Here is a 24,086-nt window from a genome sequence, read left to right on the forward strand (position 1 = left end):
GTCCGGCTCGGCCGCCAGCCGCCCATCGGCCTGGCCGGCCGTCAGCCACACTGGCGTCCGGTCGTGGATATCGGCCTACACGCCACTGCTGTCGCCGGTGATTACGGTGAAGGTGCCCAAGTTGTCGGGGTCGAGCTGGGGCAGCTGTCTTCCCACAGGCCGACGGCCAGCGGCTAGCAACGAAAGAGGCCAGCGCAGGGCGCTGGCCTTGGTTACGTCGTGGTGGACACTCTATTTGAGCGCCATCGATGATGGATCACTCCGGATCGAGCTCGCCTATGCTGACGTTGCCGCAGTTACCGTAGCAGCCGCCAGTGCCACCACTACCGCCACCATTGCCACCGCCAGTGCCACCGCCAGTGCCACCACCGCTAGAGGGGGGCGGGAGGACCGTCGAGATGACTTCACCAGAGTCGAATACCGCCCCTCTCCACGTGTAGTTGACACAGGAGATGCCGTTGCACACCGTTAGGACGTCTCCGACCAATACTCTGGTTTGGGCCGACCATACGGTTGTCCGGCCGTCGTTGAGCTTCGCTACTTCTTGGTTAAGAAGCTGCCTAGTCACAGGATCTGGATATGGGATTTGCAGCGTGCAACCGTTTGTGCAGTTCATCACTCCAGGAATCTTTCTCGCATGAAGATTTCCTGCTGTCATAAGGAGTAATGCGCCTGCAATTGCAGGGAGTGAGATTCTGCCCAGCGAAGAAATAAATCCATTTAAATCGACTTTCACCTTACGTCCTTATCGTGGGGTGCAGCAGTTCTTGAAAATGTCATTTGATGACAGGCGCGCTTTCTCTTTTTCTTGACTGCTAAGGTTCTTCTCGTGGTTTGCAATGTCAGAGCTCGTGGCAAACCGCGGGTCTATTTTGTTGAGTACGCGCGTGTAAGCCAGTGCTGCAACAGGATCCGCAGGGACGATGCCGCCGTAGGTGTACGCCATTGCCAGGTCGCTAAGAACATTGGCGTTTCCTTGTGCCGCCAGTTCATGGACATAGCCCAAAGCTGTGTGCTTCCACTGCTCGAGCTTCTCTGGGTCACGGATGGCATCACCTAGCGAACCGATGGCTTTCTCAGGAGACAGTGAGTAAGCGCGCATCGCTTCTTGCGACCCCATGGCGGCGGCCTTTGAAAGCCAATCGGCTTGATATATCTCTTGGTCCATGACCAGCGGTTCGCACTCCTTGAGGATTCGTTCTGACCGCTCAAGGAACCAGCTTCCTGACCCGACGCTAGCGGCTGAGTCGGCCAGCGTGTCAGCGCGATCTGAAGTGAACGTCTGGCACTGCTCGATGGTTAGATAGATTTCGTATGTTGCTGTGGCATCTCCGGATGCGGAGCGTTCTATCAACTTCTTGACGTGAACGAGTGCATCGCCTGTAGGGCGAAATTCATGTGCCCTGACGATTTCGTAGGCCCTAGGCCCCACTGCTTTGTACGAACCCGGCGGGATCTTGTTGTCTCTCTCAAGCACCTGCGCGGTCGCTGCCACCGATAGCGGAAGCTGCGTTGCTTGAGCGGGCTTGTTCTCTTGGCCGATCCTCTTTTCGGGTTCCTCTTTTGTGGCGTAAATTGCTGTAGCTGCCAATGCCCCTGCGATCACGACGAATGCGATTAGCCCCTTTTTCATCTCTTTCTGTCACCTTTGTTGTAGTAGCGGGCATGGTTGCAAACGGGAGCCTTGCGTTTCATCGCCTGGACTGAGTTGCCAACGGGCTCCCGCAGCCGGCGACCACAGATTGCCCGAACGAGACATGCGGAACTATCGGATGACCGCCCGGCCTGTTGTGGGGATCAGCCGCTCCTCCCTCTCGGAATCTTTGCCCTCTGGCACCTTTGCATGGCCCTGACGCGCCGTCGCGTCTGATCGAGGCTTGGACGAATCGACCGCACGTGGGCGAACCACACCCCCTGCCTGTGGGCCAAGCCTTCGCGGCCTGCACTCCGACGGGATGGGACGGCCGATCCCCACACCAGGTCGGGCACTCACCCTGTACTGCGGCAGGGCGCGTCAGGGCAATCTGTGCTCGCTGGATCGGGGAGCCGGAGGCAGCTAAGCCAGGGTGCTGGGGCGCCTGAGCAGCGCCCGGCCGGCACCTTTGCGTCGCCCTGACGTTCCGTCGCGGAATCTGAGGCCCTGGTCCGCATCTTGCGCGCATTCTTCCGCTCTGTTACTTCACCGGCTTCATGACCGCCCCTCAGCCTCAAGGCTGGGTGCAGGACGGCGAGCGTGGGGGCTGTGGCGGAACGGTCGCGAGATCGCCGCCGTGCAGCCAGATGCCAAGGGCGTTCGAGTCCGTCTGTCATGCAGGAAGCTCTGGGAGGACAAGGAAGTCCGGGCCGCCAGCGTGCGCCAGGGTAAACGCTACGCCGAGCCCTGGTGCGCGGCGAGAGTGCTCGAGGGCGTGCCTCTGAAGGAGGCCGTGGCGCAGTTGGTAGCGGAGAATGAGCCAGCCCCCAAACTATCCCGCACCGAGATCCAGCAGCAGAGGCGGCTGGACCCGATCCCCAACCCGAAGCTGTAGCGGTGCCAGTCAGCCGGCGCTGCCTCCGTATCGGCGCGTGCGACCGCCGGCGGCGACGGTGGCTGCATGGATCAAAAGAGCATCGGCAAGGCGCGCTGGGCGCGTGGGGCGCCGACGCTTGCTTCTTGCCAGATGACGCTGGTCTAAAGTTGAGAAGGAGTTGACGGCTTCTTCACCTTCCTTGACCATGAACCCAGAATCAGCAAGGAGTGCGCAATGTCCCTTCAACAGCAAATTAACGATAAGCGTCGAGATATAAAGACCGACGGCTACCCAATGTCGATCGGCGAATGGGTAAGCATGTATGAGAGCCTTGAGCTCGACATCCATCCAGAATTTCAACGGTTCTACCGATGGTCCGAGGCTCAGAAGTCTGGCCTGATCGAGTCTATTCTTTTAGGCATTCCACTTCCGCCGATCTTTGTGAGTCAGCGAGAAGATGGGGTGTGGGATGTTGTAGATGGGCTGCAGCGACTTTCAACGATTTTTCAGTTCATGGGCATTCTTAAGGATGAAGAGGGTAAGCCTGTTGGACCTCTCGTTCTCAGTGGAACGAAGTATCTTCCCGCTTTAAAAGGTGTCGTATGGGGTGAAGAGGGCGAGGAAACCGAGAAGTCCATGCCCAAGGAACTAAGGCTGCTGGTCAAGCGCTCCAAAATCGGTGCGAGCATTGTTTTGAAGGAGAGCGACGAATCAGCAAAATACGATCTCTTTCAGCGGCTTAATACGGGCGGGTCTGAACTCAGCCCTCAGGAAGTGCGCAACTGCCTGATGGTGATGATAAACAAGGAATTCTATGAGTGGATTCGGCAGTTTCGTGCAAATGAGGCGTTCATTGAGACAACGGCTTTAAGTGACCGCCCACTTGAGGAGGCGTATGACACGGAGCTAGCTTTGCGATTCCTCGTATTTGGCACCATTTCAGTGAGCGAGCTGAAGTCCATTGGCGACATCGGTGTTTTCCTGACTGACCGAATGACAGAGATTGCCGGGGCTAAGAGGTTTGGTAAAGCGGCTGCGTCCAAGCTATTCAATCAAACGTTCGCGATCATCCAGGATGCCATGGGAGATGATGCGTTTAAGCGCTATAACGCCTCCAAAGGGCGCCATGAGGGGGGGTTCTTGTTGTCTCTCTTCGAAGTGGTCGCTCTAGGCGTGGCTTACAATCTCTCGGAGAAGACTCTGTGCGATACGAGCTTGATTCGAGAGCGCGCCCAGTCTGTCTGGTCCTCTGAGTCTTTTACCAGATGGGCCACGTCGGGGATGACGGCCACGCGCCGTCTGCCACATTTGATCCCGTACGGACGCAGTCTGTTCAGGACCTGATGATGCGCACTACTGACGAACTTCTGCGCGCGATTTCGATTGATCTTGTCTGGCGGAAGAAGGAGCTCACCGAGCTGAGAGCTCTCGTGGATAGCCACGAGGGAAAGATCAGGCAGCGAGTGTTGATCAGAGCGGCCGTCGCTCTCCTCTATGCGCATTGGGAGGGCTTCGTCAAGAAAGCGTCAGGTCATTACCTAAAATATGTGGCTATGCAGCGCGCCAATTTGGATGAGCTGCAAACAAATTTTCTCGTCCTCTCTGCGCGCTCTTCCACCGCCCAAGCGTCCGGTATAGGTGGGTTTAAGGGTGGTATGGATTTGGCTGAGTTTTACCTCAGTTGTGGAGGTCGGAGAGCGAATGTTCCACACAAGAAGATGATTGACACAAAGTCTAACCTTGGGTCGAACGTTCTGAAGGACATCCTGTTGATGTTGGGGCTAGATGACTCCGGATTTCTTACGAAAATGCAGTTCATCGACAGTAATTTGGTCAACCCTCGCAATCACGTTGCGCACGGCGAAGAACTCAATGTCTCCGCTGATGAGTATCAGGAACTGCATAAAACGGTTATGGCTCTTATCGAAGAATTCCGGTCTAGCGTTGAGAACGCGGCAGTGACAAAACGCTACCTGAAATGCGGCGGTTTGGAGCCTCCGAGCAAATCAGGTCATTGTGCCTCCGCTGTTCCTAGCAGCGCGTAAAGCCCGCCGTCTTAGCTGCGCCGGCCGCGTTAGGCAGGCAGGAAGGGCACGCGGCGGCGCCCCTGCCGCGCAGCGCCGGGAAGCTCGAAGGCTCGTGCCCCTGCTGCCTCCCTTCTAAGCTTGTCCGCCGGAAGCTAGGTCGAGCTGCCGCGGGAAAACGTTGCCGGCCCTCAGCCGGTCCAGGTAGTCCGCCCACTCCTGCATCATGCGCACGCTCGGCCATATGGGTCGTACGGTTGTATGCCCGGCCGTTGGGGGCGCGCAAGGCGTGCGCCAGCTGGTTCGATGATGTTCGGGCGGTAACCCAGCACCTCATCCAGCAGCGTGCCCGCGGTCGCCCGGAATCCGTGGCCGGTGACCGTGTCCTTGTCGAAGCCCATGCTGCGCAGGGCGGCGAGAACGGCCACCTCCGACATCGGTCGGATGTAGGTCCGAATCCCGGGAAACACGTATGCACCGGTGTAGTCGGTTGGGGAAGGTGGCCTTCAGCGTCTTCAGCACCGCAACGGCCTGGGTCGCCAGCGGCACGATGTGTGGCTGTGGGATCTTCTTCCTTCTGGCCGGGATGCTCCAGAGGCCGGCATCCAGATCGATCTCCGCCCATTCGGCGGCGCGCAGCTCGCCAGGCCTCACAAACACCAGCGGCATCAGCTGCAGCGCGGCGCGTACGACTGGCGTCCCGGTGTAGGGGTGCAGGGCACGCAGCAGGCCACCCAGCTGTACGGGGTCCACCACCGCGGCGTGGTTCTTCTCTGGCGCCGGCACCACCGCCCCCCCAGGTCAGCGACAGGGTTCCGCTCGGCACGGTCTGTGGCCACGGCATACCGCATGACCTGCCCGCAGTTCTGCATCATCCGGTGGGCGGACTCGAACGCCTTGCGCTCCTCCATCCTGCAGGCGATGGCGAGGAAGTCGGAAGCCTTCAGCTCCACCGCACGGCCATGCCGATGGCGGGAAGCACGTCATTCTTGAGCCAGGCTTCGACCTTCTTCTGGTAGCCCGGCACCCAAGGCCGGCCACGTAGCCATTCCCGGGCGATGGTCTCGAAACAGTCCTCGGGCGCGCCTGGCGGGGAGGCGGTAGCCGCCTTGCGCTGCTGGCCCGGGTCGCCGCCGCTACGCAGCAGCCGCCGAGCGTCCTCGCGGGCGTCGCGCGCCATGGGCCAGTGTCACCTCCGAATACAGGCCCAGCGTCAGCAGCTTCTCTTTGCCGGCCACCCGGTACTTCCAGCGCCAGCTCTTGGCGCCGGCCGTGGTGATGAGGAGATAGAGTCCGCCGCCGTCAGCCAGCTTTTGCGGCTTCTCGGACGGCTTGGCGCGACGGATCGCTACGTCGGTCAGGGGCATGGGGGTATCGTGTTTCGGGGCAGAGCGAATATCCCTAGATATACCCCCGCCGTCACAGCCTGCAACGGATAGCCCCAGACTGCCTTGGACAAAAAGAAAGCCGAGAGGCCCGTTTTATAAGGCTTTCTCGGCTTCTCTGGGTCTTCTCAGACCCTTCATTGGTGGAGGTGGGCGGAATTGAACCGCCGTCCGAAGGCACTCCATCCCCGGTACTACATGCTTAGCTCACCGTTAGATCTCATCCTGTGGCAGCACGGTGTGCAAAGCGCACCCCAGGACCAGCCTGCTTTAGTTAAGTCGTGACTGACAGGCAGCCATCACAACCGGTTCCGTGATAATGACCCTACATCTACGAGCACGGGCACAAGTAGGTTCGGGGGTTCGCCTAAGGCGGCTGTAGAACTAAACGCTAAAGCTGTTTTTAGGCAGCGATTGCGAAGTCGTTCGAACCGTAGTTGTCGTCGTTGGCAACTAAAAGTTTGCTGCTGGATTAACGAGGAAAGCTGCCCCCTCGGCATGCACCAAGTAACTTCACAACCCCCGTCGAAACCAATGCACCCCCGGTTTCTTCAAGAACCGCACTTCATCCGGAAACAGCACCGGACGTCTACTTGACGGATTGGATGCTACTCCAATCCAGCTGAACAGTCACCTTGTCCGCCAGGTACTTACTTCTGCAGCTGGCGGCGGCTGTCGGCTTTGTGCCGGGCCTTTTCCTTTTTCAGGCGGTTGTGCTCGTTGCGCACGGTCATCGCCTGCTTCTTGGCCTGCGGTTCGACCCGGGCCATCAGCGACTCCACCTGGGCCACCAGGCGGCGGTGCTCCAGGCTGTCGTAGCTCTGTGTCTCCGAGGCGACGCGCTTGGCGTTGCGGATCAGGTAGGTCAGCACCTTGAGCAGCGCGGCCGGGTCCATGGCGCGGGCGAGTTCGTCAAAGATGAACTCCAGCGCCGCCACGTCGGCGCGCAGGGTGGTCAGTTCGTCCGCCGCCAGTGCGGGTGCCGGGGTAGTTTCGAGAGTCACGCGCGGATCCTTTCCGTATCAATGCGGGGATTCTGACAGTTGTGCGGGGTTGGCGGGGAAAGATCGTTGTCCCGCTGGCGTCCGCGGGTCAGGCGGGGCGGGCACCCGGGTGCACCGGAGGACTACAATCCGGCCCCGGAAGCGTGGTTGCTGACAGGGACGAGGCGTTGAAGAAGCAGGTGTGGATTGCAGTGGCGGTGCTGGTGGTGGCGGTGATCGGAGCCGCCAGCGTTTGGCGGTCGACGTCGGGTGCGCAGGCGCCTGGCGGGGCAGGGCGGGCGTCGAAACCGACCGGACAGGCGGCCACGCCTTCGGTTGAAGTGGCGCCGCGCCCCTCGACCAAGCCGCCCCATCCCTTCCCCGATCTCCCCGGCTCGCGGGACGGCCTGGATATCGCCCAGGACCCCTTCAGCAGCGGTCACCCGGAGGAGCGGCGCTGGCTCGACCAGCACGGCTTTCCCAATGGCGCGCAGTGGACCCGCTATCAGCAGGCCTCCGATGCCGAGGTCGACCAGGCGGCACGGGCAGGCGACACGGTGGCGGCAACGATGCGCGATGCGCGGCGGCTGGGCGTGGATCCGAAGGCCGAAAGCCGTCTGCTGGCCGCCGGCGCGGAAGGCGATCTGTTCGCGCTGAGCCTGCTGTCGTCCTGGAAGGCGGGTGCCCGTGCGGCAGGGATTCCCGAGGCCTACGCGATATCCCGCGTGGCCGAGATGCGCGGCGATCTGACCACGGCGCTGCACCGGGAAATGATGCTGGGAGCGCGGCTGAGCGGCGAGCAGCGCCTGCTGGCCGAGGCCGAGGCGCTGCATCTGAACCTCCATCTCAATGCGTTGTATCGCCAGAAGCACGGCGTGGACCCGCCGCCGGTGGAGATGCGACCGTATCAGGTCGACGACGCGCGCTGAGCCTGACGTTCCCACCCCCGGTGCACTGCCATGCCAACGAGCATCGCCGGCACGAACCAAAGGGCTTCGTGGGCCCCATAGCCGAGACCGACCAGCGCCGGCCCGGGGCAATAGCCCGCCAAGCCCCAGCCGATGCCGAACAACGCTGCGCCGCCGAGCAGGCGGGTGTCGATCCGTTGGCTGTCGCTGAGATGGAAGTGATCGGCCAGGCGCGGCCGCGGCGCGCGCAGCACGAACCGGAACAGCAGCGCGGTGGTGGCGACGGCGCCGCCGAGAACGAACAGCAGGGACGGGTCGAACGCGCCGGTGACATCCAGGAAACCGAGAATGCGCAGCGGATCGGTCATGCCCGAGACTGCCAGGCCGAGACCGAACAGGGCGCCCGCACAGAGCGCGGCCAGACTCTGTCGGTTCATGCGATCCCCGCGACGTGGCGCACGATGAAGGTGGTCAGTATCGCGGTGACCATGAACACCCCTACGGCGACGAGCGAGCGCAATGACAGGCGACCCAGGCCGCAGACGCCATGGCCGCTGGTGCAGCCGCCGCCCAGCCGGGTGCCGAAGCCCACGAGCAGGCCGCCTGCGATCAGCAGTACCGGCGGAAAGCCGGTGCGTGAGGGCGCGGCGGAGGGCAGCCAGTGCAGCGCAAGTGCACCGGCCGCGATCAACCCCAGCAGAAATGCATAGCGCCACGCCGTCTCGCCACGTTTCGGGAACAAGGCGCCGGCGGTGATGCCGCTGATGCCGGCGATGCGGCCGTTGAGCCAGAGCAGGGCGGTGGCGGCAAGGCCAATCAATACTCCGCCCGCCAGGGCGGTCACCCAGCCCGGCGTCATGGGCGATCAACGGCAGCGGTAGAAAAGTCTGGATGCGACATGGGCTCGCCCTGTAATTCAGATAAATCTAAATTAGGGTTGTCTCAGGTAAAGTGCAAGTCATGCGTGATTCGAACCCGACTCGACATTCCCCTGTGACCTCCCGTGCTGCAGAGATGGCCGCCCAAGCGGACCAGGCCGCTGCCCTGTTGAAGGCGCTGGCACATCCGGCACGGCTGCGGGTGTTGTGTCGGTTGGTGGAAGGCGAGGCGTCGGTGGGGGAGTTGCAGCCGCTCAGTGGGCTGGGTCTGTCGGCGCTGTCCCAGCACCTGGCGGTGCTGCGGGGAATGGCGTTGGTCACCACCCGGCGCGAGGCCCAGACGATTTTCTATGCGCTGGCCGAGTCGCCGGCACTGCGCGTGCTGGCGGCGTTGCATGACGCCTACTGTCCGGACGGCGAGGCCGGCGCTGCGTAGGGGCCCTACAGCCGCTTGCGCAGATACAGCCGCTGACGGCCGGGCGGAAACGCCTGCAGCCGGCCGAACACCTCATAGCCCTGCTTGAGGTAGAAGCCCTCGGCCTGCCAGGAGAAGGTATCCGGCGTCACGGCGTGCGCGCCGAGCGTGCGGGCCTGGTTGAAGGCCAGCAGACCGGCGAACACCGCGCGGGTGTCCTCGGCGCTGGCCGGCTGGATGCCCGCTGCGGGCACCGTGCGCGTCATCAGGCGTCGCGGTTGTGGCGGCGCATCGTGCGCGACTTCTCGCGCGCCCAGTCGCGGTCCTTCTCGGCATCGCGCTTGTCGTGGGTCTGCTTGCCCTTGGCCAGCGCGATCTCGAGCTTGATCTTGTTCTTGCTCCAGTACATCGCGGTGGGCACGATCGTGTAACCGTCGCGCTGGACCTTGCCGATCAGCTTGTCGATCTCGTTGCGATGCAGGAGCAGCTTGCGCTCCCGGCGGTCGTTGGCCACCACGTGGGTGGAGGCCTGGATCAAGGGGGTGATCTGCGCACCGATCAGGTAGATCTCGCCATCACGCACGTAGGCGTACGCATCGATGATGTTGCCGCGCCCGGCGCGGATCGACTTGACCTCCCAGCCCTGCAGGGCCAGGCCGGCTTCGAAGCGATCTTCGATGTGGTACTCGTGACGGGCACGCTTGTTGAGCGCGATGGTTTTGTTGGCCGTCGCGTCCTTTGCTTTATCCTTGCCGCTGTTCTTGCTCATTTCCCTATTGTCTCCGATTCGGGCACGCCCGGTCGATTCATCAGACATCTGTATCGCATGCCAACTATCCGCCGTAGTGCCCTGGTCGAACATTCGGCTGCCCGCATGTTCGACCTGGTCAATGATATTGACGCCTATCCGCGCCGCTTCCGCTGGTGTTCGGCCTCGCAGATCCTGGAGTCCGGCCCGGACCGTCTGGTCGCGCGCCTGGATCTGGGCTTCGGTTCGTTCTCGACCTGGTTCATGACCGAGAACACGCTGCAGCGCCCGCACAGCATCGATATGCAGCTCAAGGACGGGCCGTTCAAGCGCCTGCACGGGCGCTGGGAGTTCCATGCGCTGGCCGAGGACGCCTGCAAGGTCACGCTGACGCTGGAGTTCGAGCCGACCTCACGCCTGCTCGGTCCGGCCTTGGCGCTGGGCTTCCAGGGTCTGGCCGATCGCATGGTGAACGATTTCGTCCGCGTCGCCGACGCCCAGGAGTGAGCCGTGATCACGGTCGAGGTGGTGCTGGCCTGGCCTGACCGGGTCGAGTCGCGGGTGCTGGCGCTGGCCGAGGGGGCCGCCGTTGCCGACGCCGTCGCGCTGGCCGCCATCGAAGGCAGTGACCGGTGCCCGGCCGTGGCCGTGCACGGCCTGCTCGCCAAGGCGGATCAGGGGCTGCGCGAGGGCGACCGGGTCGAGCTGCTGCGTCCGCTGCTGGCCGACCCGAAAGACAATCGCCGCCGACGCGCACGCGCCGGCAGCTGAGTGAAGAAAGCGGGCCTCAGCGGCCGCGCTTCTTCTTGTCCTTGGGCAGGTTGCGGCCGAACTGGCGCACCGTGCTGCGGGCCAGCTGGGCATCATCGCTGGCGAAGTACTCGCCGTCCCAGCGGGTGACCGCGTCGTTCTCGAAGTAGACGGTGAAGTTCTTCACGTCCGTCTTGCCGACGCGGTTCACGCGCTGGCTGGCGGTGTAGTCCCAGCGCTGGGCGTGGAACGGGTCCGCGACGGAGGGCGTGCCGAGCAGGGCACTGACCTGCTGCTTGCTCTGGCCCACCTGCAGCTGACCGACGGCCTGCTCCCGGATCAGGTTGCCCTGATAGATGGGTTGCTTGTAAATGATGCCGCAGCCCGTGGTGGACAGGGCAACGGCGGCGACCAGCAGGAGATTGCGCATCGGGGAATGGCGTTTGGGGAAATCGAGTCGATGATACACTCCTGACGTGTCGCCGCGACCCAATCCGAGGCAGCTGGCGCTAAATCGCCAATGAACGGAGAACTATGGAAACCCACGACCTGCGCAAAGTCGGCCTGAAGGTGACCCATCCGCGTATGCGGATCCTGGCGCTGCTCGAGCAGCGCAATGCCAGCCACCACATGACCGCCGAAGACATCTACCGCCAGCTCCTGGAGCACGGTGACGAGATCGGCCTGGCCACGGTGTACCGGGTGCTGACCCAGTTCGAGGCTGCCGGCCTGGTGCTGAAGCACAACTTCGAAGGCGGGCAGGCTGTTTACGAGCTGGACCGCGGTGGTCATCACGACCACATGGTCGATGTGGACAGCGGCAAGATCATCGAGTTCGAAAGCCACGAGATCGAGGAGCTGCAGCGCAAGATCGCCGCGGACCACGGCTACGAGCTGGAAGAGCACTCGCTGGTGCTCTACGTGCGCAAGAAGCGCCGGTAACGGCCTGCCGGCCGCCCGGATGCGATCAAAGACCCCGGGCTCGCCCGGGGTTTTCGTTTCCGGACAGGGGTGAGCAGCGGAACCGTCATCGGCACCGAGGGAGGGCAGGCATGAACGAGATGCAGCGGGCGGCAGCGTTGGCCGCGCTGGCGGAGGGTCGGGTGTCTCGGCTGTCTGACGCGGCGCGGGAGGATCACCTGCGGGCCGACTACGTCGACGCCGCCACCGGCGAGCCATTGCCGTATACCGGGGCGCATGACCCTGCGGCGCAACGGTTCCTGCTGCGGCACTTCGCCGAGGTCGTATTGGCGGGGGTCTCCAATGACTTCCTCCAGGCCCACGTATCCGGGATTCTCGGCCGGCCGGTCACCGTAGTGGGCCCGGAGCCCGATCTGGCGGCCTGTCCGTGCTGCTTCCACATGACCTTGCCGGCGCGTGGGGACTACGACATCTGCCCGGTATGTGGCTGGGAAGACGGGGGCGACCAACCGGCTGACACCTACAGCAGTGTCAACCGCAGCACCCTGGCGGCGTATCGCGGCGCGCGCGGCGACCGGATCGCCTTGGCGGGGAGGGGCTATCGGCGCGCGACCGGGTGCGGCGTCGGGTTGCCGGGATAGCCGGCCAGCGGCCGGTGATGGCAGGGCGGTCCGGCATCTGGAGGAGCCGGCCAGCGGCCGGCACTACCGGTCAGACCTGGAGCAGCTTGCGCGCTGCGGCGCGGGCTTCCTTGCTGACTTCCACGCCGCCCAGCATCCGGGCGAGCTCTTCTTCGCGGGCCTTGGCATCGAGCTTCTCGACCGCGCTCTGGGTCATGCCGTCCACCGGGGCCTTGCTGACCCGGTAGTGGGCGTGGCCCTTGGAGGCGACCTGCGGCAGATGGGTGACGCACAGCACCTGACGCTTCTCGCCCAAGGCGCGCAGTTTCTGCCCGACGATATCGGCCACGGCGCCGCCGATGCCCGAGTCGACTTCGTCGAAGACCATGGTCGGCACCGCATCCAGGCCCAGCGCGGCCACTTCGATCGCCAGCGAAATCCGGGACAGCTCACCGCCCGAAGCCACCTTGCGCAGGGCGCGCGGTGGCTGGCCGGCGTTGGCGGCGACCAGGAACTCGACCCGCTCGGCGCCGTTCGGGTCCGGCTTGGCCACGGTCTGCGGCTCGATATCGATCAGGAACTGACCACCGCCCATGCCCAGTTCGCCGATCAGGGTGGTGGTGGTGTCCGACAGCGCCTTGGCAGCCTTCCGGCGGCTGGCGCTGAGCACCTCGGCCACGGTCTTCCACTGCCCGGCGGCGCGGTCGATCTCACCGGCCAGGGCCTGCAGGCGCTCATCGGCGCCGCGCAGCTGCTCGACTTCGGCCTCCATCGCGTCGCGGTGCTCGCCCAGTGCTTCCATCGGCACGCGGTGCTTGCGGGCGAGGTCGTGCAGGCGGCCCAGCCGGCGTTCGATGTCCTCGAACTGCTCCGGGTCGGCATCCAGGTCGTCGTGGACCCGATCGAGCAGGGACAGCGCTTCGTCCAGCTGGATGGCGGCGCTGTCGAGCAGGGCGTCGACCTCGCCGAGACGGCTGTCGTGTTCGGCCACGCGGGTCAGATCGTGGCGGGTCTGCTGCAGCAGCTGCAGCACCGAGACCTCGTCGTCGCCGTTGAGGCGGCTGACGGCCACGTCGCAGGCGCTGATCAGCGCGCTGGCATGGGCCTGGCGGCGGTGGCTGCTGCCCAGGGTGGCGATCGAGGCCGGGTCGAGGTCTTCGCGCTTGAGCTCGCCGAGCTGGTGCTCCAGGTAGCCGATCCGGTCGCTCACGTCGCCCTGGCGCGACAAGGCCTCGGCTTCATCGACCAGCGCCTGCCAGCGTGCCGCGGTCTGGCGGACCTGGGCGCGCTCGGCGTCGTTGCGGGCGAAGGCGTCCAGCAGCGAGAGCTGCGAGGGGCGCGAGAGCAGGGCCTGCTGTTCGTGCTGGCCGTGGATTTCCACCAGCATGCCGGCCAGCTCGGTCAGCTGGGAGAGCGTCACCGGGCGGCCATTGATGAAGGCGCGCGAGCCACCGTCGGCGCGGATCACGCGTCGCAGCTGGCACTGTTCTTCGTCGTCGAGCTCGTTGTCGCGCAGCCACTGGCGCGCCGGGGCGTCGGCCAGCGGCGCGAATTCGGCCGAGAGCTCGGCGCGCGCGGCACCGTGGCGGACCACGCCGCTGTCGGCGCGCAGCCCGGACAAAAAGCCCAGCGCGTCCACCATCAGCGACTTGCCCGCGCCGGTTTCGCCCGAGACCACGGTCATGCCGGCGCCGAATTCCAGCTCGGTGGCGCGGACGACCGCGAAATCCTTGATCGATAGATGTCTAAGCATGGTCTACGTTGTACACGAGGGGTGTCTCCAAGCCGCGCACGCTAGCATGGGCCGGGGGCGTCTCCAATGACTTGCCAACGCCCCGTGCAGCCATTATCTAAGTGGGCGTCTCACAGGCTGATTCCATGCATCCTTCCGCGTCACATCTCGCGCCACGCGCCCGCCATCTGCTGCGGACGCTGATCGCCCGCCATATCCAGGATGGCGAGCCGGTCGGCTCGCAGACGCTTGCCCGGCATGCCGGCCTGGACGTCAGCCCGGCCACGATCCGCAACATCCTGGGCGACCTGGAAGACCTGGGCCTGCTCAGCTCGCCGCATACCTCCGCCGGCCGGGTGCCGACCGCGCACGGCTACCGGGTGTTCGTGGACAGCCTGGTCAAGATGCAGCCGCCGGGCGAGGGCGAGCTCAGCCGCCTGCGCACCGAACTGGCCACCGGCACCGGCACCCAGGCCCTGCTCGGCAGTGCCTCGGAGCTGCTGTCGGCGATGAGTCACTTCGTCGGGGTGGTCAGTGCGCCGCGCCGGGAGCAGTTCGCGTTCCGGCATATCGATTTCGTGGCGCTGGACGCGCGTCGGGTGCTGGCGATCCTGGTGTTCGCCGACAACGAAGTGCAGAACCGGGTGATCGAGCCGCGCCGCAGCTTCGACCCGGGCGAGCTGGAGCAGGTCGCCAACTATCTCAATGCGAACTGCGCCGGGCGCCCGCTGGCCGAGATCCGGGCCCGGCTGCTGTTGGAGCTGCGCGATGCGCAGTCGGAAATGGAGCAGCTGCTGGCGCACAGCATCGAGCTGGCCGAGCAGGCGATGGTGCCGCCGGCCGATGACATGGTGCTGGCCGGGCAGACCCGGCTGATGGGCGTGCAGGACCTCTCCGACCTGGAGCGGCTGCGCGAGCTGTTCGACGTGTTCGCCAGCAAGCGCGAGATCCTGCAACTGCTCGAGCGCACCATCCAGGCCCCGGGCGTGCGCATTTTCATCGGCGAAGAGACCGGGGTGATGCCGCTGGAGAGCGTCTCGCTGGTCACCGCCCCGTACTCGGCCGATGGCCAGGTGCTGGGCGTGCTGGGGGTGATCGGCCCGAAGCGGATGGCCTACGACCGCATGATCCCGCTGGTTGAAGCCACCGCCCAGGTACTGGGGGCCGCGCTGGGCTCGCCCGGCGGCGGTGGATTGTCCCGCGATCGCGCATAAAGCAGCCCTGGACTCTTGAATCCCGTAGCCGCGCCCACATAGGGGTGGGTGGAGGCGGAGAGTCACCGCCAAGGATCCGGAAATGAACCAAGATCAGTCAGATATCGCATCCCAGAATCCCGCCGGCGAGCCGGCCGCTGAGCCGTCCCTGCAGCAGCAGCTGGACAGCCTGCACAACGAGCTGGCCCTGCTGCGTTCGGAGTCGCTGCGCGAACGCGCCGACCTGGACAACCAGCGCAAGCGCGTTGCCCGCGACGTGGAACAGGCGCGCCGCTTCGCCAATGAAAAGCTGCTCGGCGAGCTGCTGCCGGTGTTCGACAGCCTCGATGCCGGCCTCAATGCCGCCGGCAGCGAACCGAGCCCGCTGCGCGAAGGTATTGAACTGACCTACAAGCAGCTGCTCAAGGTCGCCGCCGACAATGGCCTGACCCTGCTCGACCCGACCGGCCAGACCTTCAACCCGGACCACCACCAGGCGATCAGCCAGGTCGACGCGCCCGGCGCGGCGCCGGGCAGCGTGGTCCAGGTGTTCCAGAAGGGCTACCTGCTCAACGACCGCCTGCTGCGTCCGGCGCTGGTCGTGGTGGCCCGCGACTGACCCGCATCCCGGGCTGCCGGGCCTGGCCCGGCGGCTCGACCGGACGCTGAACGCGTTGGGTCGCCATCGAACACTGTGTTTGATGGACGGCTTGAAAGTGTCCGCAGCGTCCCACACATCCCATTCATAACCCGGCAGCTGCCGGATGTACCCAGAACTTCAGGAGTCTCCCTCATGGGCAAGATCATTGGTATCGACCTCGGCACCACCAACTCGTGTGTGGCGATCATGGACGGCGGCAAGGCCCGCGTCATCGAAAACGCGGAAGGCGATCGCACCACGCCCTCCATCGTCGCCTACACCAAGGACGGCGAAGTCCTGGTCGGCGCCTCGGCCAAGCGCCAGGCGGTGACCAACCCCAAGAACACCTTCTACGCTGTCAAGCGCCTGATCGGCCGCAAGTTCACCGACGCTGAAGTCCAGAAGGACATCGCGCACGTGCCCTACGGCATCCTGGCCCATGACAACGGCGACGCCTGGGTTCAGACCAGCGACGGCAAGAAGATGGCCCCGCAGGAAATCTCCGCCCGCGTGCTGGAGAAGATGAAGAAGACCGCCGAAGCGTTCCTGGGTGAGACCGTCACCGAGGCCGTGATCACCGTGCCGGCCTACTTCAACGACAGCCAGCGCCAGGCCACCAAGGACGCCGGCCGCATCGCCGGTCTGGAAGTCAAGCGCATCATCAACGAGCCGACCGCGGCTGCCCTGGCCTATGGCCTGGACAAGGGCGACGGCCGTGACCGCAAGATCGTTGTGTACGATCTGGGCGGCGGCACCTTCGACGTGTCGATCATCGAGATCGCCAACGTCGACGGCGAGAAGCAGTTCGAAGTGCTGGCCACCAACGGCGACACCTTCCTGGGCGGCGAAGACTTCGACAACCGCGTCATCGAGTACCTCGTCGACGAGTTCAACAAGGACCAGGGCATCGACCTGCGCAAGGATCCACTCGCCCTGCAGCGCCTGAAGGATGCCGCCGAGCGCGCCAAGATCGAGCTGTCGACCAGCCAGCAGACCGAAGTGAACCTGCCGTACGTCACCGCTGACGCGTCGGGCCCGAAGCACCTGAACATCAAGCTGACCCGCGCCAAGCTGGAGGCGCTGGTGGAAGACCTGATCAAGAAGTCGATCGAGCCGTGCCGCATCGCGCTGAACGATGCCGGCCTGCGTTCGAGCGACATCGGTGAAGTGATCCTGGTCGGCGGCCAGACCCGCATGCCGAAGGTGCAGCAGGCCGTGACCGAGTTCTTCGGCAAGGAACCGCGCAAGGACGTCAACCCGGACGAAGCCGTGGCACTGGGTGCCGCGATCCAGGGCGGCGTGCTGGGCGGCGACGTCAAGGACGTGCTGCTGCTGGACGTGACCCCGCTGTCGCTGGGCATCGAGACCCTGGGTGGCGTGTTCACCAAGATCATCGAGAAGAACACCACCATCCCGACCAAGGCCTCGCAGGTGTTCTCCACCGCCGAGGACAACCAGTCGGCCGTGACCGTGCACGTGCTGCAGGGTGAGCGCGAGCAGGCCCGCTTCAACAAGTCGCTGGCCAAGTTCGACCTCTCCGGCATCGAGCCGTCGCCGCGCGGCCTGCCGCAGGTGGAAGTGTCCTTCGACATCGACGCCAACGGCATCCTGCACGTGTCGGCCAAGGACAAGAAGACCAACAAGGAGCAGAAGGTCGAGATCAAGGCCGGTTCGGGTCTGTCCGAGGACGAGATCGCGCGCATGGTCGCCGACGCGGAAGCCAACCGCGAAGAAGACAAGAAGTTCCACGAGCTGGTCCAGGCCCGCAACCAGGCTGACGCGCTGATCCACGGTACCCGTACCGCGATCACCGAGCACGGCAGCAAGGTCGGTGGCGACGTGATCGGCAAGGTGGAGTCGGCCCTGGCCGATCTGGAAACCGCGATGAAGAGCGACGACAAGGCCCAGATCGAAGCCAAGTCGAAGGTGCTGGAAGAAGCCGGCCAGGCCCTGTTCGCGGCCTCCGCGGCGGCCGAGCAGAGTGGCGCCGCACCGGGCCCGGATGCCGGTGGCAACAACGGCGCGCACGACGATGTGGTCGACGCCGAGTTCACCGAAGTCAAGGACGACAAGAAGTCCTGATCCGGCCATGACACGGGACGTTGCGCAGGCAACGTCCCGTTGTCGTATCCCCCTTCTGGTCCTGACAGCCGTATCCCGGCCTGTCGGGGCGCCCGGCGAAAGAGCGGACCTGGTGCCGCTCTTCCGCTTTGACGAATCCCGACTTCCGGAAACCGATTCAAGCTATGAGCAAGCGCGATTATTACGAAGTGCTGAGCGTGTCCCGCACCGCCAGCGACGAAGAACTGAAGAAGGCCTATCGCCGTTGCGCGATGAAGTTCCATCCGGACCGCAATCCGGGTGACAACGAGGCCGAGGCCGCCTTCAAGGAATGCAAGGAAGCCTACGAAACCCTGTCCGACGGCAACAAACGCCGTATGTACGATGCCCACGGCCACGCGGCGTTCGAGCACGGCATGGGCGGCGGTGGCGGTGGTCCGGGTGGCCCGGACATGGGCGATATCTTCGGGGACATCTTCGGCAACATCTTCGGCGGTGGCGCCGGTGGTGGTGGTCCGCGCCAGGCCCGTCGCGGCGCCGACATCGGTTACGTGATGGAGCTGGACCTGGAAGAAGCGGTGATGGGCGTGGAACGCCGCATCGAGATTCCGAGTCTGGTCGAGTGCGATGACTGCAACGCCAGCGGTTCGGAAGATGGCAAGGTCGAGACCTGCTCGGTCTGCCGTGGCCAGGGCCAGGTGCGCATCCAGCGCGGCATCTTTGCGATGCAGCAGGCCTGCCACCACTGCAACGGCCGTGGCCAGATCATCCAGAACCCCTGCAAGACCTGTCACGGCAATGGCCGTGTCGAGGAAGACAAGGTGTTGTCGGTCAAGGTGCCTGCGGGCGTCGACACCGGCGACCGCATCCGGCTGTCCGGCGAGGGCGAGGCCGGTCCGGCCGGCACCCCGGCAGGCGATCTGTACGTGGAAGTGCGGGTGCGCGAGCACGCGATCTTCCAGCGCGATGGCGACGACCTGCACTGCGAAGTGCCGATCCGCATCTCGCAGGCCGCGCTGGGCGATACCGTCCGTGTGGCCACGCTGGGTGGCTATGCGGAAATCCGCATTCCGGCCGAGACCCAGACCGGCAAGCTGTTCCGCATGCGCGGCAAGGGCGTGCGCTCGGTGCGCAGCCGCAGCGAAGGCGACCTGTATTGCCGCGTGGTGGTGGAGACCCCGGTCAATCTCACCCCGGAGCAGCGCAAGCTGCTGGAACAGTTCGAGACCACCTTCACCGGTGATGAAGCGCGCAAGCACTCGCCGAAGTCGGCGACCTTCATCGATGGCGTGAAGGGCTTCTGGGACCGGATGACGTCGTAAGCGACGACGGTTCCTGCGAACCACCGAAGGCCCCCTGGCGACAGGGGGCTTTTTTGTGCGCAGACGGCGGTGTAGAGCCACCCCATGGGTGGCTGCGCGGGTGGCTCGGTAAGTCGACAGCCACCCATGGGGTGGCTCTACCGGGCGGCACCGGGCGTAAAATGTCGGCATGAACGAATCCCTCGAAAGCCACCTGGTCCACGGCCGCCGCCAGCGCCCGGACGGTCCGTCGCCGGTCGACGTCATCTCGGTGCAGTCCCAGCTGGTGTACGGCTATGCCGGCAACAGCGCTGCCGTGCCGCCGCTGCGCGCGCTGGGCGTGCGCGTGGCCGAAATCCCCACCACGCTGCTCAGCAACGCGCCGTTCTACGAAACGACGCGCGGTCGCGTGCTGCCCTCGGACTGGTTCGCCGATCTGCTGCTCGGCGCCGGTGAGCGCGGCCTGCCACAGCGCGCACGGATGCTGGTGTCCGGCTACTTCGGCAGCGTTGGCAACGGTGCGGCCTTCGCCGACTGGCTCGATGCGGTGCTGCCGTCCTCGCCGCAGCTGCGTTACTGCCTGGACCCGGTCATCGGCGACACCCACACCGGCCCTTATGTCGAGCCAGGCCTGGAAAAAGTCTTCGCCGAGCGTCTGTTGCCGCATGCCTGGCTGGTCACGCCGAATGCCTTTGAACTCGGCCGCCTGACCGGGATGCCCAGCCTGGCCCAGGACGATGCGATCGCCGCCTCACAGGCGCTGCTGGCGCGTGGCCCGGAGTGGGTGCTGGCGCACAGCGTCGGTGGCGATCCGGGCCAGCTGGTCACGCTGGCGGTCAGCCGCGACGCGATCTGGCGCTGGTCATCGCCGCATTTGCCGGTGGACGTGGCGGGCACGGGCGACGTGCTGATGTCGTTGTTGGTCGCCTTCCTGCTGCGTGGGGAAACCTTCGAACAGGCGATCTCGCGCGCCATCGCCGGCGTGCACGTCGCGCTGGAGACCACCCTGGCCAACGGCCATGAAGAGTTCGATGTGCTGGCGGCGGCGCCGGCAGCGCTGGCCCTGCCGGATCGCTTCGTCCCCGAGCGCCTGGCGTGAGTCTGACGCCGGTGGTCGGCATCGTCGGCAGCGACGGTGCCTACGGGCGCTGGCTGCGCCGGTTCCTGGCGCAGCGCCTGGGTCTGGAAGTGATCGGCCACGATCCAGCCGATCCGCAGTCGGACAGCCCGGAGACCCTGCTCGAGCGCGCGCAGGTGCTGATCTTCTCGGCACCGATCCGGCACACGCCCGCGCTGATCGCCGACTACGTCGCGCGATCGGCGGGTCGTGAAGCCGGTCGCCTGTGGCTGGATGTCACCTCGGTCAAATCCGCACCGGTGGAGGCGATGCTTGCCTCGCAGGCCGAGGTGGTGGGCCTGCATCCGATGACGGCCCCGCCCAAGGCACCCACGCTGAAGGGCAGGGTGATGGTGGTCTGCCAGGCGCGGCTGGCGCAGTGGCAGCCGTTCGTGCAGCAGCTGTGCGACGCACTGGAAGCGGAGTGCGTGCGCGCCACGCCCGAACATCACGACCAGGTCATGGCGCTGGTCCAGGCGATGGTGCATGCCACGCATCTGGCGCAGGCCGGCGTGCTGCGCGAGTACGCGCCGATCCTGGGCGCGCTGCCGGCGCTGATGCCGTACCGGTCGGCCTCGTTCGAGCTGGATACCGCGATCATCGCGCGCATCCTCTCGCTCAATCCGGCGATCTACGAAGACATCCAGTTCGGCAATCCGCATGTGGCACCGATGCTGGATCGCCTGCTGGCCCAGCTGCAGCAGCTGCGGGCACAGCTGGAGCAGGGCGATGACGGGGCGCGCGCAGCGTTCCGCCAGCAGTTGCTGCTGGACAACCGTGACAGCATGGGGACGGAGGTGCTGGCCGACGGCAACTACACCTTCGAGCGGGTCGGCTACCTGCTGGCCGACCTCACCGAGCGCAACGCGATCAGCGTGCACCTGCCCGAAGACCGGGCCGGTTCGCTGCGCGAACTGCTGCATGTGTTCGAGCGGCATGGGGTCAGCCTGGCCTCGATCCATTCCTCGCGCACGCCGACCGGTGAGGTGCACTTCCGGGTGGGCTTCGTGGCGGGCAGCGATGCCCTCGCGCTGCAGGCGGCGGCCATCGAGATCGATGCCTCGGGCATCGGCCGCGTGCTGGTCCGCTGACGCGGTGCGCTGCAGCATTCATCCACAGGGGGTGTGGATGATCTGCGCACAAACATGTGGATAAGTGCGTACGCGCCTTGCGGGCAAAGGCTGTCAAGATGCTTGGTCAAAAATTGACCAACATCCGCGTAACTTTTTTTCAACGCCTCAGATGACGAGGGTGAGCTCGCCGCCCGCCGTGCGGAACTCGCGGCCGTCGCGGATCAGATGGCGGCCATCGGCCAGCTCGTAGCGCGCACTCTGGCCGTTGCCCGCAGAAGCATCGGGCTGCTCATCCTTGAACTCGATGATGACGTAATCGTCGCCGTTGGCGTCGGTGGCGGGGAACTGTCGGAACGACATGAAACACCTCCTGCAGCGCATCCAGTGAGGGCTGCAGGATGCGATGCCCGGTGTTACCGGCCCGTCATCAATCGATGAATTGCAGGCGTGCCAGTTCGGCGTAGAGACCACCCTCGGCCAGCAGCTCGGCATGCGTGCCCTGTGCGACGATGCGGCCGTGGTCCATGACCACGATGCGGTCGGCCTTGAGCACGGTGGCCAGGCGGTGCGCGATCACCAGCGTGGTGCGGCCAGCCATCAAACGCTCCAAGGCCTGCTGTACGGCGCGCTCGCTCTGGGCATCCAAGGCGCTGGTGGCTTCGTCGAGCAGCAGGATCGGTGCGTCCTTGAGCAGGGCGCGGGCGATCGCGATGCGCTGCTGCTGGCCGCCGGAGAGGCGCGCGCCGCGCTCGCCCAGTTCGCTGGCATAGCCTTCGGGCAGGGCCTGCAGGAACTCATCGGCCTCGGCGGCTTCGGCCGCGCGCTGCACCTCTTCATCGTTCGCTTCCAGGCGACCGTAGCGGATGTTCTCGAACGCGCTGCTCGCGAACAACGTGGGCTGCTGCGGCACCAGTGCCAACTGCTCGCGCAGCTGCGCCGGATCGACCTCGCGCAGGTCCACGCCGTCGACCAGGATGCGGCCGGCCGCGGGATCGTGGAAGCGCAGCAGCATCGACAGGATGGTGCTCTTGCCGGCACCGGACGGACCGACCAGCGCGACGGTCTCGCCCGGGCGCACGTGCAGGTCCACATGGTCCAGCGCGGCGGTATCCGGGCGCTGCGGGTAATGGAACACCACATCCTCGAAGAGGATTTCGCCACGCAGCGGCTGCGGCAACGGGGTCGGATGGGCGGGGGCGGTGATCTCCACGTCCTCCTGCAGCAGCTCGGCGATCCGGCCCATGCCACCCGACGCGCGCTGCAGCTCATTCCAGACTTCGGCCAAGGCACCGACCGAGCCGCCGCCGATCAGCGCATACAGCACGAACTGGCCCAGCGTGCCGGCGCTCATGTTGCCGTCGATTACCTCGTGCGCGCCCAGCCACAGCACGCCGACGATGGCGCCGAATACCAGCACGATCGCGCTGGCGGTGACGATCGACTGCGCGCGGATGCGACGACGCGCGGCACCAATGGCATCGCCGAGGGCGGCGTTGAAGCGACCGCGCTCATACGGTTCGCGGGCGTGGGCCTGCACGGTACGCACTGCGCCCAAGGTTTCCGAGGCCAGGCTGTTGGCATCGGCGATGCGGTCCTGGCTGGCGCGCGCGATGTTGCGCAGGCGGCGGGCGCCGATGATGATCGGCAGCACGGCCAGCGGAATGCCGACCAGCGACCACGCCGCCAGATGCGGGCTGGTGACGAACAGCATCACCAGGCTGCCGATCACGGTGACGGTGCTGCGCAGCGCCACCGACATGGTCGAGCCGATCACGCTGCGCAGCAGTTCGCTGTCGGCGGTCAGGCGCGAGACCAGCTCGCCGCTGCGGCTGCGGTCATGGAAGCCGGCGCCCAGCGTGATCAGATGCGCATACAGGCGGCTGCGCAGATCGGCGACCACCTTTTCCCCCAGCAGGGAGACGAAGAAGAAGCGCGCGGCGGTGGCCAGGGCCAGCACCACCGCGACCAGGAACAGCAGCGCGAAGGCCTTGTTGATCTGGCCGCCACTGGTGAAGCCGTGGTCGATCATCTGGCGCACCGCGACCGGCAGGCTCAGGGTGGCGACCGAGGACACCGCCAGGGCCACCAGCCAGGCACTGAACAGCCCGACATGCCGGCGTACGAACGGCCATAGGGTGTTCAAGCTGCCCAGGCGGCGCATCGGCGTGTCGTGCGGAGCGGGTGCGTCAGTCATTCGATGGGCCTGGTTCGGTGCGGGATTCAATACGGACACGATCACGAGTGGCGTCGCGGAGGCGGTTTTTCAACGGCTCGACCTGATCGGCCGGCAAGCGCAGGTGCAGGTTCACGCCGTCGGCGGTGAACCCTTCGTCCACTTTCTCGGCCAGATGCATGCCCAGCGCGGCGTGCAGCGGGCCCAGATCCTCGAAGCCGGCGTGCACGTCCAGCTCGGCCATGGCGATCAGCGGCAGTCGCGGCGCGACCCGCAGGCATTCGGCGGCGGTGCCGCCATAGGCACGGACCAGGCCGCCGGCGCCCAGCTTGATGCCGCCATACCAGCGGGTCACCACCACCATCACCCGATCGAAGCCCTGGCCATCGATCGCGGCCAGGATCGGACGGCCGGCGGTGCCGGACGGTTCGCCATCGTCGCTGGAGCGGTATTCGTTGCCGTAGCGATAGGCCCAGCAGTTGTGGGTGGCATCCACGATGGCAACCTGCTGCAGGAACTCCAGCGCGGCGGCCGTATGCGGGATCGGCGCGGCATGGGCGACGAAGCGGCTGTGCTTGATCTCCAGGCTGTGGCTGACGGGGGTGGCGAGCGTATCGGGCATTCCCCTCATTCTAGTGGGGATGCCCGGCCACC

At 65.3% G+C, this 24,086-nt stretch carries 27 protein-coding genes and 1 other RNA gene; 14 read left to right on the forward strand and 14 right to left on the reverse strand.

What is annotated here, in order from left to right; translation table 11 throughout:
* Window positions 1-745: 745 nt before the first annotated feature.
* Window positions 746-1,633 carry a hypothetical protein gene (locus ABE473_RS08585; RefSeq protein WP_346489164.1) on the reverse strand — a complete coding sequence of 296 codons (888 nt, stop codon included), beginning with the start codon at window positions 1,631-1,633 and terminating at the stop codon, window positions 746-748.
* A gap of 1,111 nt (window positions 1,634-2,744) precedes the next feature.
* Here ABE473_RS08585 and ABE473_RS08590 point away from each other — a divergent pair.
* Both ABE473_RS08590 and ABE473_RS08595 read left to right on the forward strand, forming a co-directional pair.
* Window positions 2,745-3,854, forward strand: a complete 1,110-nt coding sequence (locus ABE473_RS08590; protein ID WP_346489165.1) for a DUF262 domain-containing protein — start codon at window positions 2,745-2,747, stop codon at window positions 3,852-3,854.
* Between the two features lie 2 nt (window positions 3,855-3,856).
* Entirely contained in the window at window positions 3,857-4,555 is a 699-nt protein-coding gene (locus ABE473_RS08595) for an MAE_28990/MAE_18760 family HEPN-like nuclease (RefSeq protein ID WP_346489166.1), read from the forward strand.
* 922 nt (window positions 4,556-5,477) lie between these two features.
* Here the strand turns inward: ABE473_RS08595 and ABE473_RS08600 are convergent.
* From ABE473_RS08600 to ABE473_RS08615, 4 genes are all read right to left on the reverse strand, one after another.
* Window positions 5,478-5,714 (reverse strand): hypothetical protein, encoded by a 237-nt coding sequence (locus ABE473_RS08600; RefSeq protein ID WP_346489167.1) that lies wholly within the window; start codon window positions 5,712-5,714, stop codon window positions 5,478-5,480.
* Window positions 5,671-5,901 carry an Arm DNA-binding domain-containing protein gene (locus ABE473_RS08605; RefSeq protein WP_346489168.1) on the reverse strand — a complete coding sequence of 77 codons (231 nt, stop codon included), beginning with the start codon at window positions 5,899-5,901 and terminating at the stop codon, window positions 5,671-5,673. Before ABE473_RS08605 ends, ABE473_RS08600 begins: the two co-directional genes overlap by 44 nt.
* A gap of 159 nt (window positions 5,902-6,060) precedes the next feature.
* Window positions 6,061-6,463, reverse strand: a transfer-messenger RNA (tmRNA) gene (ssrA, locus tag ABE473_RS08610).
* Window positions 6,464-6,569: 106 nt separating this feature from the next.
* Window positions 6,570-6,923, reverse strand: coding sequence for a hypothetical protein (locus ABE473_RS08615; protein ID WP_121042052.1), 354 nt, complete (start codon window positions 6,921-6,923; stop codon window positions 6,570-6,572).
* A 167-nt stretch (window positions 6,924-7,090) separates the two neighbouring features.
* Here ABE473_RS08615 and ABE473_RS08620 point away from each other — a divergent pair, with 167 nt between their 5' ends.
* Window positions 7,091-7,831, forward strand: coding sequence for a hypothetical protein (locus ABE473_RS08620; protein ID WP_346489169.1), 741 nt, complete (start codon window positions 7,091-7,093; stop codon window positions 7,829-7,831).
* Here ABE473_RS08620 and ABE473_RS08625 read toward each other — a convergent pair.
* Window positions 7,810-8,247 (reverse strand): YeeE/YedE family protein, encoded by a 438-nt coding sequence (locus ABE473_RS08625; protein WP_346489170.1) that lies wholly within the window; start codon window positions 8,245-8,247, stop codon window positions 7,810-7,812. The genes ABE473_RS08620 and ABE473_RS08625 overlap by 22 nt on opposite strands.
* A complete protein-coding gene (locus ABE473_RS08630; RefSeq protein WP_346477949.1) occupies window positions 8,244-8,669 on the reverse strand; it encodes a YeeE/YedE family protein in 426 nt (141 codons plus the stop codon). The genes ABE473_RS08625 and ABE473_RS08630 overlap by 4 nt, the downstream gene beginning before the upstream one ends.
* 155 nt (window positions 8,670-8,824) lie before the next feature.
* Between ABE473_RS08630 and ABE473_RS08635 the strand changes: the two genes are divergently transcribed.
* Entirely contained in the window at window positions 8,825-9,124 is a 300-nt protein-coding gene (locus tag ABE473_RS08635; protein ID WP_346477950.1) for a metalloregulator ArsR/SmtB family transcription factor, read from the forward strand.
* A gap of 5 nt (window positions 9,125-9,129) precedes the next feature.
* Here the strand turns inward: ABE473_RS08635 and ABE473_RS08640 are convergent, their stop codons facing one another.
* The gene (locus ABE473_RS08640; RefSeq protein ID WP_346489171.1) at window positions 9,130-9,369 is read right to left on the reverse strand and encodes a hypothetical protein; all 240 of its coding nucleotides are present in this window, start codon (window positions 9,367-9,369) and stop codon (window positions 9,130-9,132) included.
* Window positions 9,369-9,872, reverse strand: coding sequence for an SsrA-binding protein SmpB (smpB, locus tag ABE473_RS08645; protein WP_179459174.1), 504 nt, complete (start codon window positions 9,870-9,872; stop codon window positions 9,369-9,371). Before smpB ends, ABE473_RS08640 begins: the two co-directional genes overlap by 1 nt.
* A gap of 57 nt (window positions 9,873-9,929) precedes the next feature.
* On the opposite strand from smpB, the gene ABE473_RS08650 reads away from it, so the two are divergent.
* Together ABE473_RS08650 and ABE473_RS08655 are read left to right on the forward strand one after the other, a co-directional pair.
* A complete protein-coding gene (locus tag ABE473_RS08650) occupies window positions 9,930-10,358 on the forward strand; it encodes a type II toxin-antitoxin system RatA family toxin (protein WP_176989739.1) in 429 nt (142 codons plus the stop codon).
* Between the two features lie 3 nt (window positions 10,359-10,361).
* Window positions 10,362-10,622, forward strand: coding sequence for an RnfH family protein (locus ABE473_RS08655; protein ID WP_346489172.1), 261 nt, complete (start codon window positions 10,362-10,364; stop codon window positions 10,620-10,622).
* A gap of 16 nt (window positions 10,623-10,638) precedes the next feature.
* On the opposite strand, the gene bamE is transcribed toward ABE473_RS08655, so the two are convergent.
* Entirely contained in the window at window positions 10,639-11,031 is a 393-nt protein-coding gene (gene bamE, locus ABE473_RS08660; RefSeq protein ID WP_121042056.1) for an outer membrane protein assembly factor BamE, read from the reverse strand.
* Window positions 11,032-11,135: 104 nt separating this feature from the next.
* Between bamE and fur the strand changes: the two genes are divergently transcribed.
* Both fur and ABE473_RS08670 read left to right on the forward strand, forming a co-directional pair.
* Window positions 11,136-11,543: a ferric iron uptake transcriptional regulator gene (gene fur / locus ABE473_RS08665; protein ID WP_070470227.1), complete on the forward strand. Its 408-nt coding sequence runs from the start codon at window positions 11,136-11,138 to the stop codon at window positions 11,541-11,543.
* 110 nt (window positions 11,544-11,653) lie between these two features.
* Complete coding sequence (locus ABE473_RS08670; protein ID WP_346489173.1) at window positions 11,654-12,163, forward strand: CPCC family cysteine-rich protein; 510 nt, start codon at window positions 11,654-11,656, stop codon at window positions 12,161-12,163.
* A gap of 70 nt (window positions 12,164-12,233) precedes the next feature.
* Here the strand turns inward: ABE473_RS08670 and recN are convergent, their stop codons facing one another.
* A complete protein-coding gene (gene recN / locus ABE473_RS08675) occupies window positions 12,234-13,895 on the reverse strand; it encodes a DNA repair protein RecN (RefSeq protein WP_176989743.1) in 1,662 nt (553 codons plus the stop codon).
* Window positions 13,896-14,020: 125 nt separating this feature from the next.
* Between recN and hrcA the strand changes: the two genes are divergently transcribed.
* The 6 genes from hrcA to ABE473_RS08705 all read left to right on the forward strand — a co-directional run bounded on the left by hrcA (window position 14,021) and on the right by ABE473_RS08705 (window position 21,277).
* On the forward strand, window positions 14,021-15,088 hold the full coding sequence (hrcA, locus tag ABE473_RS08680) for a heat-inducible transcriptional repressor HrcA (RefSeq protein ID WP_019183158.1): 1,068 nt from the start codon (window positions 14,021-14,023) through the stop codon (window positions 15,086-15,088).
* Window positions 15,089-15,170: 82 nt separating this feature from the next.
* Window positions 15,171-15,686, forward strand: a complete 516-nt coding sequence (grpE, locus tag ABE473_RS08685) for a nucleotide exchange factor GrpE (protein ID WP_346489174.1) — start codon at window positions 15,171-15,173, stop codon at window positions 15,684-15,686.
* A gap of 174 nt (window positions 15,687-15,860) precedes the next feature.
* Complete coding sequence (gene dnaK / locus ABE473_RS08690) at window positions 15,861-17,789, forward strand: molecular chaperone DnaK (protein WP_346489175.1); 1,929 nt, start codon at window positions 15,861-15,863, stop codon at window positions 17,787-17,789.
* Window positions 17,790-17,953: 164 nt separating this feature from the next.
* Window positions 17,954-19,090 carry a molecular chaperone DnaJ gene (gene dnaJ / locus ABE473_RS08695; protein ID WP_176989746.1) on the forward strand — a complete coding sequence of 379 codons (1,137 nt, stop codon included), beginning with the start codon at window positions 17,954-17,956 and terminating at the stop codon, window positions 19,088-19,090.
* A 169-nt stretch (window positions 19,091-19,259) separates the two neighbouring features.
* Window positions 19,260-20,168, forward strand: coding sequence for a pyridoxal kinase (gene pdxY / locus ABE473_RS08700; RefSeq protein WP_019183153.1), 909 nt, complete (start codon window positions 19,260-19,262; stop codon window positions 20,166-20,168).
* Complete coding sequence (locus ABE473_RS08705; RefSeq protein WP_346489176.1) at window positions 20,165-21,277, forward strand: prephenate dehydrogenase; 1,113 nt, start codon at window positions 20,165-20,167, stop codon at window positions 21,275-21,277. Before pdxY ends, ABE473_RS08705 begins: the two co-directional genes overlap by 4 nt.
* 147 nt (window positions 21,278-21,424) lie before the next feature.
* Here the strand turns inward: ABE473_RS08705 and ABE473_RS08710 are convergent, their stop codons facing one another.
* The 3 genes from ABE473_RS08710 to ABE473_RS08720 form a co-directional block, all read right to left on the reverse strand.
* The gene (locus ABE473_RS08710; protein WP_346489177.1) at window positions 21,425-21,619 is read right to left on the reverse strand and encodes a hypothetical protein; all 195 of its coding nucleotides are present in this window, start codon (window positions 21,617-21,619) and stop codon (window positions 21,425-21,427) included.
* 67 nt (window positions 21,620-21,686) lie between these two features.
* Window positions 21,687-23,453, reverse strand: a complete 1,767-nt coding sequence (locus ABE473_RS08715) for an ABC transporter transmembrane domain-containing protein (RefSeq protein ID WP_346489178.1) — start codon at window positions 23,451-23,453, stop codon at window positions 21,687-21,689.
* On the reverse strand, window positions 23,446-24,054 hold the full coding sequence (locus tag ABE473_RS08720) for a YigZ family protein (RefSeq protein ID WP_346489179.1): 609 nt from the start codon (window positions 24,052-24,054) through the stop codon (window positions 23,446-23,448). The genes ABE473_RS08715 and ABE473_RS08720 overlap by 8 nt, the downstream gene beginning before the upstream one ends.
* Window positions 24,055-24,086 lie beyond the last annotated feature (32 nt).

Source organism: Stenotrophomonas sp. TWI700, from assembly GCF_039673645.1.
GTDB lineage: Bacteria > Pseudomonadota > Gammaproteobacteria > Xanthomonadales > Xanthomonadaceae > Stenotrophomonas > Stenotrophomonas maltophilia_AA.